At 69.3% G+C, this 12273-nt stretch carries 15 protein-coding genes and 1 tRNA gene; 11 read left to right on the plus strand and 5 right to left on the minus strand.

Translation table 11 applies throughout. The annotated features are described in order from the left end of the window. Positions 1-265: 265 nt before the first annotated feature. Positions 266-478 (minus strand): hypothetical protein, encoded by a 213-nt coding sequence (locus OXQ95_RS05600; protein ID WP_242095509.1) that lies wholly within the window; start codon positions 476-478, stop codon positions 266-268. Positions 479-656: 178 nt separating this feature from the next. Between OXQ95_RS05600 and OXQ95_RS05605 the strand changes: the two genes are divergently transcribed. Next, positions 657-824 (plus strand): hypothetical protein, encoded by a 168-nt coding sequence (locus OXQ95_RS05605; RefSeq protein WP_242095508.1) that lies wholly within the window; start codon positions 657-659, stop codon positions 822-824. Positions 825-1095: 271 nt separating this feature from the next. Here OXQ95_RS05605 and OXQ95_RS05610 read toward each other — a convergent pair whose 3' ends face one another. Continuing rightward, a complete protein-coding gene (locus OXQ95_RS05610; protein WP_267380467.1) occupies positions 1096-1710 on the minus strand; it encodes a S24 family peptidase in 615 nt (204 codons plus the stop codon). 90 nt (positions 1711-1800) lie between these two features. Between OXQ95_RS05610 and OXQ95_RS05615 the strand changes: the two genes are divergently transcribed. The 4 genes from OXQ95_RS05615 (at position 1801) to OXQ95_RS05630 (ending at position 4378) form a co-directional block, all read left to right on the plus strand. After that, positions 1801-1977 carry a hypothetical protein gene (locus tag OXQ95_RS05615; RefSeq protein ID WP_242095506.1) on the plus strand — a complete coding sequence of 59 codons (177 nt, stop codon included), beginning with the start codon at positions 1801-1803 and terminating at the stop codon, positions 1975-1977. Beyond that, positions 1974-2282 carry a hypothetical protein gene (locus OXQ95_RS05620; RefSeq protein ID WP_267380469.1) on the plus strand — a complete coding sequence of 103 codons (309 nt, stop codon included), beginning with the start codon at positions 1974-1976 and terminating at the stop codon, positions 2280-2282. The genes OXQ95_RS05615 and OXQ95_RS05620 overlap by 4 nt, the downstream gene beginning before the upstream one ends. Positions 2283-2348: 66 nt before the next feature. Next, positions 2349-3137 carry a tryptophan 2,3-dioxygenase family protein gene (locus tag OXQ95_RS05625; protein ID WP_242095462.1) on the plus strand — a complete coding sequence of 263 codons (789 nt, stop codon included), beginning with the start codon at positions 2349-2351 and terminating at the stop codon, positions 3135-3137. Positions 3138-3193: 56 nt separating this feature from the next. Further along, a complete protein-coding gene (locus OXQ95_RS05630) occupies positions 3194-4378 on the plus strand; it encodes an acyl-CoA dehydrogenase (protein ID WP_242095461.1) in 1185 nt (394 codons plus the stop codon). Positions 4379-4398: 20 nt separating this feature from the next. Here the strand turns inward: OXQ95_RS05630 and OXQ95_RS05635 are convergent, their stop codons facing one another. Together OXQ95_RS05635 and OXQ95_RS05640 are read right to left on the minus strand one after the other, a co-directional pair. Then, the gene (locus OXQ95_RS05635) at positions 4399-4806 is read right to left on the minus strand and encodes a protease inhibitor I42 family protein (RefSeq protein WP_267380473.1); all 408 of its coding nucleotides are present in this window, start codon (positions 4804-4806) and stop codon (positions 4399-4401) included. Between the two features lie 81 nt (positions 4807-4887). Further along, positions 4888-6246, minus strand: a complete 1359-nt coding sequence (locus OXQ95_RS05640; protein ID WP_267380474.1) for a sugar MFS transporter — start codon at positions 6244-6246, stop codon at positions 4888-4890. A 122-nt stretch (positions 6247-6368) separates the two neighbouring features. On the opposite strand from OXQ95_RS05640, the gene OXQ95_RS05645 reads away from it, so the two are divergent. After that, positions 6369-7130, plus strand: coding sequence for a class II aldolase/adducin family protein (locus tag OXQ95_RS05645; protein WP_242095458.1), 762 nt, complete (start codon positions 6369-6371; stop codon positions 7128-7130). Between the two features lie 5 nt (positions 7131-7135). Here the strand turns inward: OXQ95_RS05645 and OXQ95_RS05650 are convergent, their stop codons facing one another. Beyond that, positions 7136-7936: a class III extradiol ring-cleavage dioxygenase gene (locus OXQ95_RS05650; RefSeq protein WP_267380476.1), complete on the minus strand. Its 801-nt coding sequence runs from the start codon at positions 7934-7936 to the stop codon at positions 7136-7138. Positions 7937-8017: 81 nt separating this feature from the next. On the opposite strand from OXQ95_RS05650, the gene OXQ95_RS05655 reads away from it, so the two are divergent. The 5 genes from OXQ95_RS05655 (at position 8018) to OXQ95_RS05675 (ending at position 12243) form a co-directional block, all read left to right on the plus strand. Next, complete coding sequence (locus OXQ95_RS05655; protein ID WP_242095912.1) at positions 8018-8563, plus strand: (2Fe-2S)-binding protein; 546 nt, start codon at positions 8018-8020, stop codon at positions 8561-8563. Positions 8564-8715: 152 nt separating this feature from the next. Next, positions 8716-9579 carry an RcnB family protein gene (locus OXQ95_RS05660; RefSeq protein ID WP_267380477.1) on the plus strand — a complete coding sequence of 288 codons (864 nt, stop codon included), beginning with the start codon at positions 8716-8718 and terminating at the stop codon, positions 9577-9579. A gap of 95 nt (positions 9580-9674) precedes the next feature. Then, positions 9675-10352: a 2OG-Fe(II) oxygenase gene (locus OXQ95_RS05665; RefSeq protein WP_267380479.1), complete on the plus strand. Its 678-nt coding sequence runs from the start codon at positions 9675-9677 to the stop codon at positions 10350-10352. Then, complete coding sequence (gene recJ, locus OXQ95_RS05670; RefSeq protein ID WP_267380481.1) at positions 10322-12121, plus strand: single-stranded-DNA-specific exonuclease RecJ; 1800 nt, start codon at positions 10322-10324, stop codon at positions 12119-12121. Before OXQ95_RS05665 ends, recJ begins: the two co-directional genes overlap by 31 nt. A 47-nt stretch (positions 12122-12168) precedes the next feature. Next, a tRNA-Glu gene (locus OXQ95_RS05675) sits at positions 12169-12243 on the plus strand. The last annotated feature ends 30 nt before the right edge of the window (positions 12244-12273 follow it).

The raw sequence follows: 12273 nt of genomic DNA on the forward strand, positions 1-12273 counted from the left end.
CCTAGCCGTATCGGCGGCGAAGCGACAGGCCATGCCCGCCCGCCGGTCGCACGCGCCATGCCGCCGAACGCATCCACGCGGCGGCGATCCCCGTTTAAGCGGGATGACGTCAGGTTGATCCAGTCCCTCTTCCGTTCGTGCTGAGCTTGTCGAAGCACGCCCTCCGCAGGCGTGCCTTCGCATTCAGGACAGGCCTCCTTCGGAGGAGCTCAGGACAGGCTTCGACAGGCTCGGGGCGAACGCGTCGGGGTAACGTCATCAAACTCTAGTGGACGGTGCCCAGCGCGCCGGGTGCGGCCATCACCGCGATCAGCCGCTCGATCTGGCGCCAGCGGCAGAAATGGACGACGTTGCCGATGTCGCGGCTCCGATCGGCGCGCAGCGCGGCTTCTTCGGCCGCTGCCGGGCCGTGAAGGGCGATCAACTCGGCGGCATCGTGAACGGCCTTGGGATCGGCGAGATAGGGCATCGTCGGCATCGCCAACCCGATCGAGGATCGGCTTCCATGTTGCAAGCCCTTGCGATCCGAGGCGCCCGATCGGCCGCCAGCCGCGCCACGCGGCGGCATACGATGGTAAACACCGGCTCCCGCCCGGTTTTCGCGTGCCGCCACGGGACGCTGGCGTCCCGCCGGGGGACGTGGCAAAGCCTGCCACATGGCCCAATCCCGTCCTCCCGCCGCCGGCGGTGCGCTCATCGCGCTCGGTGCGCTCGGCGGCGCGGCGATCGGTTTCCTGTTCGGTCAGGCGACCCCGGGGGTTCTGATCGGAATCGCGGCCGGCGTGGTGCTGGCGCTGCTGATCTGGTGGCGCGGGCGGGGATAGGGTTCCGGGTGATCCGGCCGAGCCAGTCGGAGAGCTCGAGCCTCGATGTGCTTCGACAGGCTCAGCACGAACGGTTCATTGGACGTCGCAAAACGCGCGGGCGGAATAACTTCGGCCAAGCGCAGCCTCCCCATCCGTTCGCGCTGAGCTTGTCGAAGCACGCTCTCCACCATCGAGCGTTCGCAGACGTTACAGGCCCTGCCACGAGCTCAGGGCGAACGGATCAGGGAACATCGTCCGACCTTGGCCACGCCGCGGCGCCCGCCCGACCCTAGCGAGTCTCGCGCATCTGCCACACCACGCGGCCGATCACCGCGATCGCGCCGTCCGGCACGGGGGGCGCGGCGGGATTGTCGCTGGTGGCGACGATCCGCCCGCCCTGCACCGCCAGCCGCTTGACCATCGTCGCGTCGTCGATCCGGATCACGAAGATCCCGCCGCGTGGGCGCCGATCCGCGGTGTCGATCAGGATCTGGTCGCCGTCCATCAGCCCCGGCTCCATCGAACTGCCCCGCACCCGCAGGATCGCGCCCGCGCCGGGCGTCAAGCCGAGCCGCCGCAGCAGCACCGGATCGAACGCATTCGCGCCGAGCGTCACCTCGCCATCGACCAGCGCGCCCGGCCCCGCCGACACGCCGATATCGAGCCGCGGCACGCGCACCGGCCCGCCCATGGCCGCCGGCCCGCCCAGCACCGCCTCCGCCACGCCGAAGAACGCCGCCAGCGCCTGCCGGTCGCGATCGGCCAGCGCGCGCGGGGTGCCGCGCTTCACATATTGCTGCAGATAGGCCGCGTTGCGCCCGATCATCGCGGACAGCGCGGCGAGGCTGACGCCACCGGCCGCCGCGTGATGCGCCAGCGCCGCTCTTGGATCCAGATCCGACATATCTCCCGCCTAGCGTAGGAAGTTTTCCTAGACAAGTTGGAGAGGCCGGAACATTTCGGGAACATCGATGGCGAATCAGCGAGGCTCCCCATGTCCATCATCATCAAGATCGACCGTTATCTGCGGCACACGGCGATGCCCGTGACGCGCTTCGGCCGGCTCGCGGCGAACGACCCGCGGCTCGTCGGCGACCTGCGCCGCGGGCGCCAGCCCGGGCCCGACCTGGTCGCACGAATCGAAGCGTTCATCGAGGGGCCACGCGCATGAGGATGGATCGGATCGGCCCGGTCGATGCGGGAACGCTGCTCCTCCGTGCGCTGCGGGCGAGCGCCGCGGCGGCGGGATGCACCGTCGCGATCGAATCGCTGGCGGCGCGACCCTGGTCGAGCGCGACCTTTACCGGCACGCGCCACCGGGTGGTGCTGGCCCTCGAGGCGGATGCGGCGGCATGGCTGGACGCGCTGCCCAAGGCCGAGTTCGCGCTGCGCGGCCATCTGGTCGCCGATCTGGCCGTCGTCGCGCGCGGCGACGGACGGGCCATGATCGACGTGCTCACGCTGGTGGAAGGATGAGGCGCGAGCGAAGTGGAAACGGCGTTCGTGCCTCCACTTCCTCCACTTCGTGCTAGATCCCACGCCATGACCGCCCTCACCTATCGCCGCTATTTGCGCCTGCCCGAACTGCTCGACTGCCAGTCGACGCCGAGCGGGACGCATGACGAGTTGCTCTTCGTCACCATCCACCAGGCCTCCGAATTGTGGCTGAAACTGTGCCTCCACGAACTGGGCGAGGCGCGCGCGCGGATCGCGGCGGACGATGTGGCGCCCGCGCTCAAGATGATGGCGCGGGTCAGCCGGATCCAGGCGCAGCTCATCCAGTCGTGGGAGGTGCTGGCCACCATGACGCCCGCCGATTACGCCACGATGCGCGGCAGCCTGGGCGCGAGTTCGGGCTTCCAGTCGGACCAGTATCGCATGCTCGAATTCGTCATGGGCAACCGCAACGCGCAGATGGTCGGCGTCTTCGCCGACGAGCCCGCGGTGCAGGCGCGGCTGGAGGCGGAGCTGGCGCGGCCTAGCCTCTATGACGAGGCGGTCGCGCTGCTGGCGCGGCGCGGGCTGCCGGTGCCGGCGGCGCGGCTCGCCCGCGACGTTTGCCAACCCGCCGAAGCCTCGTCCGATGTCGAGCGCTGCTGGGCGGCGGTCTATGCCGAACCCGATCGCTATTGGGATCTCTACGCGCTCGCCGAAAAGCTGGTCGATCTCGAATATCACACCCAGCTTTGGCGGTTCGGCCATCTGAAGACGGTGGAACGCGTGATCGGTTTCAAGCCCGGCACCGGCGGCACCGCGGGCGTGCCCTATCTGGCGCGCGTGGTGGAACAGCGTTTCTTTCCCGATCTGCTGAACGTGCGCACCGGGCTGTAGGGGTTGGCGTACGCCCGGAAATCGGCCAAGGCCGTGGCCGGCAAGGAGAGTTTCGCATGAGCGGTATGGCGCGTTTCGATTGGGCGGATCCATTCCTGCTCGACGACCAACTGTCCGACGACGAGCGGATGATCCGCGATACGGCCAAGGCCTATGCGCGCGACCGGCTCGCGCCGCGGATTATCGAGGCGTTCCAGAACGAGCATACCGACCCGGCTATCTTCCGCGAGATGGGCGAATTGGGGCTGCTGGGGCCGACCATCCCGGAGGAATATGGCGGCGTCGGCGCCAGCTATGTCGCGTACGGCCTGGTCGCGCGCGAGGTGGAGGCGATCGATTCGGGCTATCGGTCGATGATGTCGGTCCAGTCCAGCCTTGTGATGTACCCGATCTACGCCTATGGCTCGGAGGCGCAGCGCCACCGCTATCTGCCCAGGCTCGCGAGCGGCGAATGGATCGGCTGTTTCGGCCTGACCGAGCCCGATGCGGGCTCTGACCCCGGCGGCATGACGACGCGCGCGGTGAAGACCGAGAGCGGATACCGGATCTCTGGCGCGAAGACCTGGATCTCCAACGCACCGATCGCCGACGTGTTCGTCGTCTGGGCGAAATCGGACGAGCATGGCGGCGCGATCCGCGGCTTCGTGCTGGAACGCGGTATGAACGGCATCGAGACGCCGAAGATCGAGGGCAAGCTGTCGCTGCGCGCCTCGATCACCGGCATGATCCTGATGGACGAGGTCGAGGTGGGCGAGGATGCGCTGCTGCCGAACGTGTCGGGGTTGAAGGGGCCGTTCGGCTGCCTCAACCGCGCGCGCTACGGCATCTCCTGGGGCGCGATGGGCGCGGCGGAGTTCTGCATGGCGGCCAGCCGGCAATATGGGCTCGACCGCAAGCAGTTCGGCACGCCGCTCGCCGGGCGCCAGCTCTACCAGAAGAAGCTGGCCGATATGGAGACCGAGATCGCGCTTGGCCTCCAGGCGTCGCTGCGCGTCGGGCGCCTGATGGACGAGGGCCGGTTCGCGCCAGAGATGGTCAGCCTCGTCAAGCGCAACAATGTGGGCAAGGCGCTGGCGATCGCCCGCGACGCGCGCGACATGCATGGCGGCAATGGCATTTCGGGCGAATATCAGGTGATGCGCCACATGATGAACCTGGAAACGGTCAACACCTATGAAGGCGCGCACGACGTCCATGCGCTGATCCTGGGCCGCGCGATCACCGGCATCGCCGCCTTCTGAGCGACGCGCCGATCCCCGCCTCAGCGCGGCGGATCGGCCGTGAAGGCGTAACGCACCGTCTTCGCCGCCGGCCTGTCCCCTTCCCAGGGTCGCGCCAGCGCGAACGCCGCCTCGGACTGCGGGGTGACGGTGCGGAACTGGAAGATCTGCGCCTCGGCACCGCCGGGCTGCTCCGCCCCGCCCGGCGCCGTGCGGGCATTCACCGGGAGGATGCCGATCCGGGCGACATAGCGCCACAGATACCCTGTGCCCGCGGCGCGGTTCAGCGTCACCGTCACCACCGTGCCGCGCGGCACCGAGAAGCTGCCGCCCGAATCCGCCTCGGTCAGCGGTGCGCGGATCCCGTGCTGTGCGGTGGCCGCCGGCAGGAGCAGCGCGGAGGCGACGCCACCGGCCAGCGACAGGAGCGTTGCGGAGAGAAGGCGCATCGGGAAGCTCCGGCGGGTGGACGGCTCCGCTGTGATCCGCCCAGGCTGAACGCCGGCCGAACAGGCGGCGTTCAGGCCCGGTCAGGCGTCCGCATAGTCGGGCGCCGGCCGCCGCGCATACAGGCCGAAGGCGGCGATGACGACGTAGCAGACCACCGGGATCAAGAGCGCGACCGTCAGGCCGGCCGCGTCCGCGACGCCGCCGGTGACGAGCGGCACGACCGCCCCGCCGAAGATCGCCACGTTGATGATCCCCGAACCGTCGGCAGCACGCTGGCCGAGTTTCTCGCTGGCGAGCGAGAAGATCGTCGGGAACATGATCGAATTCATCAGCCCCACCGCGAGCAGCGTGTCGGCCGACACCCCACCCGTCGTCGCGATCGAGATCAGGACGAGCGCGATCGCGCCCACCGCCGTGCCCGCCAGCACCTTGCCGGGGTTGACGACGCGCAACACCGCCGAGCCGATGAACCGCCCGATCATCGCACCGCCCCAATAGAAAAGGAGCTGCTTGCCCGCCGATTCGCCGGTCAGGCACAGCGTGTGGCTCGACCGCAGATAATTGACGAGCGTCGAGCCGATCGACACCTCCGCGCCGACATAGAGGAAGATGCACAGCGCCCCGAACGCGACGCGCGGCCGCTTCAGCAGCGCGATGCTCGACGCGAGATCGGTCACCTCGTGCCGCTCGCCCTTCAGCCGGTTACGAAGCAGCCAGACGACCGCGGCGATGATCGCCAGTACGATCGCCAGGCCGGTATAGGCATGTGCGACGGTCTGCGATTCGGCGATGCGATAGGCGGTGGTCTGCACCGCGCCGCCCACCGGCCCCTGACCCCCGCAGCTCGGATCGACGACGCGCGTCACGTCCCAGAAGGGCTGAACGACGGTGCCCGTCTTGGCGGCGAGCGGCGCGAGGATGACGATCGAGCCCACGAAGGGGAAGATCGTCGTGCCGAGCGAATTGAACGCCTGCGCGAAGGTCAGTCGGCTCGACGCGGTCTGCGGCTTGCCCAGCAACGTGACGAGCGGGTTCGACACGACCTGCACGATCACCACGCCGCTCGCCAGCACGAAGAGGGCGAGCAGGAACAGCCCGTAGATCCCGTTGCGCGAGGCCGGGATGAACAGCAGACATCCGACCAGCATCGTGACCAGCCCCGCGACCGCGCCGCGCATATAACCGATCCGCTTCACCAGCCGCGCGCCGGGAATGCCGATCAGCGCATAGGCGGTGAAGAAGCAGAACTGCACGAGCATCGCCTGCGTGTAGTTGAGCGTGAACAGCTCCTTCAGCTTCGGGATGACCACGTCGTTGAGCGACGTGATCCCGCCGAAGATGAAGAACAGCGCGAACACGAACACGCGCAGGTCGGGCGCGTCATAGCCCCCTTGCGTGTCGCGCGTGGCGGCGCCCGCCGGCTTGCTCTCGATCTGCATGCTGTCCCCAAGAAAGTTTCGCCGAGCATAGGCGCTCGCGGCCACCCCATGCAACGCCCGCGAGTTGCTCCCCGCCCGCGACCGTGCGATACCAGAGGCGGAGAGAAATCGGAGAAAACGCCATGGCCACCGCCGTCCTTCGCAATGCGTCCATGTCCGCATCCGAATGGGAGGCGCGCCAGCAGCTTGCCGCCTGCTACCGCGTGTTCGACATGCTCGGCTGGTCCGAGATGATCTACAACCACATCACCGTGAAGCTGGAGGGCGAGGAGAACGCGTTCCTCATCAACCCGTTCGGGCTGCACTTCAGCGAGGTGACCGCCTCCAGCCTCGTCAAGATCGACATCGACGGCAACAAGCTGGACGACAGCCCCTACCCCGTGAACCTCGCGGGCTTCACCCAGCATGCGCTGTTCCATGCGCGGCTGCCCGATGCACATTGCATCATGCACACGCACACCACCGCCGGCATGGCGGTCAGCGCGGTGGAGGGCGGCCTGCGCCCCACCAATTTCTATGCGTGCAACTTCGCCGGGCAGATCGCCTATCATGATTTCGAGGGCGTCACCGTGCGCTCCGAAGAAGGCGAGCGGCTGATCGAGAATCTCGGCGCCAAGCGCGTGATGTTCCTCAAGAACCATGGCATCCTCGTAATGGGCCGCACATTGCCCGAGGCGTTCCTGAAACATTGGTCGCTCCAGCGCGCGTGCGAGATCCAGCTCGCCACCAACGCGATGGGCACGCCGATCGAGGTGCCACCCGAGGTGATCGCCGTCCACCAGCGCGATCTCGGCAAGGTCGCGATCCCCGGCGGTGTTGGCAAGGCGGATTTCGAGGCGATGGTGCGACTGGTCGATCGGCGCGACACGAGCTGGCGCAACTGAGCCGGTCAGCCGAAGCGGTAGTCCGACACCACCCAGCCGATCACCACGCCGCGGAAATCGTGCACCGCGCGGTCATCGCCGCCCGCGCCTAACGCGACCATCAGCGGCAGCAGATGCTCCGCCTGGGGATGCGCGAACCGGGCCTGGGGCAGGTCCTCCCATGCCGCCACGCGCGCGGCGCGCGACGCCGGATCGGGGTCCGTCACCGCCGCGGTCAGCGCCGCGTCCCATGACGCGGCCTGTGCTGTCACCGCAGGCCCGCGAGCCCGCATGTTGTGGAAGCTCATGCCCGATCCCACGATCAGCACACCCTCGTCGCGCAGCGGCGCCAGCGCCCGGCCGGTCGCGATGTGCGCGGCGGGATCGAGATCGGAGCGCAGTGACATCTGGACGAGTGGGATGTCGGCATCCGGCACCGCGACCATCATCGGCACGAACACGCCGTGATCCCAGCCGCGCGTCGCATCCTCGGCGATCGGGTGGCCCGCGGCTTCGAGCAGCGAGGCGGCCCGGCGCGCGACGTCCGGCGCCCCGCCCGCATCCCAGCGCAGCCGATAGGTATGCTCGGGAAAGCCATGATAATCATAGAGCAGCGGTTGACCGTCGCCCGTGTTGAGCGTGATGACGGGGGTTTCCCAATGGCCCGACACCAGCAGGATCGCGCGCGGCCGTTCGGGCAAGGTGGCGATCAGCTCCGCCAGATAGGCCTGCATCGGCCGCCACATCGGGTCGGGCGGACCACCCTGCGGATCCATGAAGAAACAGGGGCCGCCGCCATGCGGCACGAAGAGCGTGGGAAGCGTCATGCCCCCTTGTCCGCTCCTCACCGCGCGCCCGCAATCGCCGCCTTGGAAACAGCGCGTTTCGCGGGCATGACCGTCCGCGTCATGACCCGCTTCACCGTCAACAACCAGCCGGTCGAATACCGGCTCGATCCCGCGACACCGCTGCTCTGGGCGCTGCGCGACGCATCGAACCTGACGGGCGCGAAATATGGCTGCGGGACGGGGCATTGCGGCGCGTGCACCGTCGATGTGGACGGCCAGGCGGTGCGATCCTGCCGCGTGCCGATCGGCCGGATCGAGGGCAGCACCGTCACCACGATCGAGGGGTTGAGTCACGAGCGCACGCATCCGGTGCAACTGGCGCTGATCGCGGGCAACGTGACGCAATGCGGCTTCTGCATTCCCGGCATCGTGATGGCCGCCGCGATCCTGCTCCGCCGGGAGGCCGACCCGTCGGAGGAAACGATTCGCGCGCAGATCACCAATCTGTGCCGCTGCGGCATCTATCCCCGCCTGGTGGAGGCGATCCAGCGCGCCGGCCGCGCGGCGCGGGGCGAGGAGATCATCCCGGCCGGCGCGCGCCCCGGCATCGACCCCGCCGACGCCGCCCGCGTCGTCCCCGCGCTGACGCCGCCGCCAGCGCCCTGACCTGACCTGACCTGACCTGCCGCGGCGATCATCGTTCGCCCACATTCTTTCGCGTCGCTGACGATCGGGTTCAGCTTCGGTTCGCCGGCGGCACGGCATAGGAGTTGCATTATCGGGGCCGGCTCGTGCGCCGGCGAACAAGGATGACGGTGATGATGAAATGGATCACGAGCGCATTGCTGGCGGCGTCCGCCCTGGTGCCCGCCGCGGCGAACGCCCAGCAGGCGCCGAACGACGATCGCGGCCAACAGCGTGGCCCCGATCAGCGCGGACCCGACCAGCGTGGCCCCGACCAGCGCCCGCACGGCCAGCGCCCCGACGGGCAGCAGCGCCGCGGCCCGCAACAGGGCGATCCGCGCGCGCAGGGGCAGGTTCAGGCGGGCGTGCAGGTGCAGCAGCAGGGCGGCCGCGACGCCTCTCGCCAGGGCCAGCCCGGCCAGCCCGGCCAGCCGAACTTCGGTCAGGGCGGACGCGGCGGGTATGACGCCAATCGCGATCAGAACCGGCAGAACTTCGATCGCGGTGGCCCCGGCAACTATGCCGGGCGCAACGATCATGGCGGCTATGGCGGGCGCGGCGACGAGGGCGGCCCGAACGGCCGCTACGGCAACCCGGGCAATTATGCCGGGCGCGGCCAGCCCGGCTATGGCGGCCAGCAGCGCGGCGGCCAAGGCGGCTATGCCGGCCATGACGACGGCCGCGGCGGCTGGAACCGCGGTTGGCGCGGCGATCAGCGCTACAATTACGGCGGCTATCGCAACCAGAATCGTGGCGCCTTCCGCCTGCCGCGCTATTATGCGCCGCCGAGCTGGCATGGCGGGTATCGCCGCTTCTCGGTGGGCGTGACGCTCGGCTACGGCCTGTTCGGCGGCAATTACTGGATCGGCAATCCCTATGCCTATCGCCTTCCGCCGGCCTACGGCCCCTATCGTTGGGTGCGCTATTACAACGACGCGCTCCTGGTCGACACGCGCAGCGGCTATGTGGTCGACGCGGTGTACGACATCTTCTGGTAGGTCGATCGCGGCTCCGGCGCGTGGCGCGCCGGAGCCGCCCTTGCCCTGCCGGACCCGGTTGCCTTTCGCGCCGGAATCGGCAGAATCGGGCGATCATGAAATTCTTCGCCAAGAAGCAGGGCGCGCTGTCGAAGCTGCGCCAATTCGCCGGGCTCCAGGTCGCCGAGCGGCTGGATGCGACGCCGGGCGCCGTCCGGATGCCGATCGACGGCATCCAATTCTATCACCACGACGATTTCCTCGACGCCGCGCAGTGCGAGCGGCTGATGGCGATGATCGACGCGAGCCGCCGTCCCTCCACATTGCTCGCCACGCATGCCGAGCCAGGCTTTCGCACCAGCGAAAGCTGCGACATGGATCGCTGGTCCCCCGATGTCCGCCCGATCGACGAGGGCATCGCGCAGCTGCTCGGCATCGATCCGCTGAAGGGCGAGACGATGCAGGGCCAGCGTTACGCCCCCGGCCAGCATTTCCGCGCGCACCATGATTATTTCCACGAGGGCGAGGCCTATTGGAAGGATATGCAGAAGGTGGGCGGCCAGCGCACCTGGACGGCGATGATCTATCTGAACGACGTGATCGAGGGCGGCGCCACCTGGTTTCCGCAGGCGGGGATCAAGGTGTCGCCCAAGCGCGGCCTGCTGCTCGCCTGGAACAACATGCGCGCCGATGGCGGCCCCAACACGCTGACGATCCACGAGGGCATGCCCGTCGTCAGCGGCGTCAAATATATCGTGACGAAATGGTTTCGCGAGGAGAACTGGATCCGGTAGGCGCTCCCCTTGTGAACGTCCTCGGCATTACGCAATCCATTCTCGGCCAGCCCTGGCGCTGGCGGGCGCTCTCCGCCGACGGCCGCGACGGCGGTTTCACGCCCGACGATCTGGTCACGCAGATCCTGCTCGCCCGCGGCGTCCCGCGCGAGGCGCTCGCGCTCCACCGCACCCCCTCGATCCGCGGCTTCATGCCCGATCCGTCGATCTTCCGCGACATGGACCGCGCCGCCGAACGGCTGGCGGATGCGGTGCAGGCGGCCGAGACGGTCGCGGTGTTCGGCGATTACGACGTGGATGGCGCGACGTCCGCGGCGCTGATGCTGCGCCTGCTCGGCGATCTGGGCATCGCGGCGACCGCCTATATCCCCGATCGGCTGACCGAAGGCTATGGCCCCAGCGCCGAGGTCATGGTGCGCCTCGCGCGCGAAGGCGCGTCGCTGATCGTGACGGTCGATTGCGGCGCACAGGCGTTCGATGCGCTGGAAGCCGCGCGGCTGGCGCCGGTGGACGTGATCGTGGTCGATCACCACAAATGCGCCGCCGCCCTGCCCCATGCGCACGCGCTGGTGAACCCCAACCGGCTGGACGAGGACGAAGGCGCCGCGCACGGCCATCTGGCGGCGGTGGGCGTCGCCTTCCTGCTCGGCGCGGCGCTCGTCCGCACGCTGCGCGCGCGCGGCCATTTCACCGGTCGGGCCGAGCCGCGCATGCTCGACCTGCTCGATCTGGTCGCGCTCGGCACGGTGGCGGACGTGGCGCAGTTACGCGGCCTCAACCGCGCCTTCGTCACGCAGGGGCTGAAGATCATGGCGCAGGGCCGCAACCTCGGGCTGGCGGCGCTGGTCGAGGCGTCGCGGCTCACCCGCGCGCCGACCGCGACCGATCTGGGCTTCGCGCTGGGCCCGCGGATCAACGCAGGCGGGCGCGTCGGCCGGTCGGACCTGGGCGTCCGGCTGCTCACCACGCCGGACGCGGACGAGGCCCGCGCGATCGCCGCGGAGCTCGACCGGCTGAACGAGGAACGCCGCGCGATCGAGGGGGTGGTGCAGGACGCGGCCGATGCGCACCCGCACGGCGAACGCCGCGTCCGTGTCGTGGCCGGAGCGGGCTGGCATCCCGGCGTGATCGGCATCGTCGCGGGGCGGCTGAAGGAACGGCTCGGCCGCCCCGCGATCGTCATCGCGCTCGGTGAGGACGGCATCGGCAAGGGATCGGGCCGATCGATCGCGGGCGTCGATCTGGGCGCCGCCGTGCTGGCCGCCAAGGAGCACGGCCTGCTGGTCGCCGGCGGCGGCCATGCGATGGCGGCGGGGCTGACGATCGCGGCCGACCGGGTGGCGGCGTTCGCCGATTTCCTCGAGGCGCGGCTGGCCGACGCCGTCGACCGCGCGCGCGAGGATCGGGCGCTGCTGGTGGACGCGGTCATGGCGCCCGGCGGCGTCAATCCCGAACTGGTCGAGGCGATGGACGCGGGAGGCCCCTACGGCATGGGCTGGCCCGCACCGCGCATCGCCGCCGGGCCGGTGCGCGTCGTGAAGGCCGATCTGGTCGGCCAGGGCGGCCATGTCCGCGCCATCGTGGCGGGCGACGACGGGCGCAGCCTGAAGACGGTGGCGTTCCGCGCGGGTGAGACGCCGCTCGGCCAGGCGCTGCTCAGCGCACCGCCGCACCGCCGCCTGTGGCTCGCCGGCCGCGCCAAGGTCGATCTCTGGTCCGGCCGCGCCACCGCGGAACTTCACGTCGAAGACGCCGCCTGGGCCGATTGAGCGCTTGACCGTCCCCGCCCTTGGCCCTAGTCGCATCCACCGGCGCAGGCCCCTTCGTCTAGCGGTTAGGACGCGGCCCTTTCACGGCTGAAGCACGGGTTCGATTCCCGTAGGGGTCACCAAGCCAGGTTTTTCTACGACTTGGTCATGGT

Source organism: Sphingomonas sp. GC_Shp_6 (assembly GCF_026540835.1).
GTDB lineage: Bacteria > Pseudomonadota > Alphaproteobacteria > Sphingomonadales > Sphingomonadaceae > Sphingomonas.

Coding starts and splice junctions, on each gene's coding strand:
- OXQ95_RS05600 (WP_242095509.1), bottom strand. CDS start 478: ATGCCGACGATGCCCTATCTCGCCGATCCCAAGGCCGTTCACGATGCC.
- OXQ95_RS05605 (WP_242095508.1), top strand. CDS start 657: ATGGCCCAATCCCGTCCTCCCGCCGCCGGCGGTGCGCTCATCGCGCTC.
- OXQ95_RS05610 (WP_267380467.1), bottom strand. CDS start 1,710: ATGTCGGATCTGGATCCAAGAGCGGCGCTGGCGCATCACGCGGCGGCC.
- OXQ95_RS05615 (WP_242095506.1), top strand. CDS start 1,801: ATGTCCATCATCATCAAGATCGACCGTTATCTGCGGCACACGGCGATG.
- OXQ95_RS05620 (WP_267380469.1), top strand. CDS start 1,974: ATGAGGATGGATCGGATCGGCCCGGTCGATGCGGGAACGCTGCTCCTC.
- OXQ95_RS05625 (WP_242095462.1), top strand. CDS start 2,349: ATGACCGCCCTCACCTATCGCCGCTATTTGCGCCTGCCCGAACTGCTC.
- OXQ95_RS05630 (WP_242095461.1), top strand. CDS start 3,194: ATGAGCGGTATGGCGCGTTTCGATTGGGCGGATCCATTCCTGCTCGAC.
- OXQ95_RS05635 (WP_267380473.1), bottom strand. CDS start 4,806: ATGCGCCTTCTCTCCGCAACGCTCCTGTCGCTGGCCGGTGGCGTCGCC.
- OXQ95_RS05640 (WP_267380474.1), bottom strand. CDS start 6,246: ATGCAGATCGAGAGCAAGCCGGCGGGCGCCGCCACGCGCGACACGCAA.
- OXQ95_RS05645 (WP_242095458.1), top strand. CDS start 6,369: ATGGCCACCGCCGTCCTTCGCAATGCGTCCATGTCCGCATCCGAATGG.
- OXQ95_RS05650 (WP_267380476.1), bottom strand. CDS start 7,936: ATGACGCTTCCCACGCTCTTCGTGCCGCATGGCGGCGGCCCCTGTTTC.
- OXQ95_RS05655 (WP_242095912.1), top strand. CDS start 8,018: ATGACCCGCTTCACCGTCAACAACCAGCCGGTCGAATACCGGCTCGAT.
- OXQ95_RS05660 (WP_267380477.1), top strand. CDS start 8,716: ATGATGAAATGGATCACGAGCGCATTGCTGGCGGCGTCCGCCCTGGTG.
- OXQ95_RS05665 (WP_267380479.1), top strand. CDS start 9,675: ATGAAATTCTTCGCCAAGAAGCAGGGCGCGCTGTCGAAGCTGCGCCAA.
- recJ (WP_267380481.1), top strand. CDS start 10,322: ATGGTTTCGCGAGGAGAACTGGATCCGGTAGGCGCTCCCCTTGTGAAC.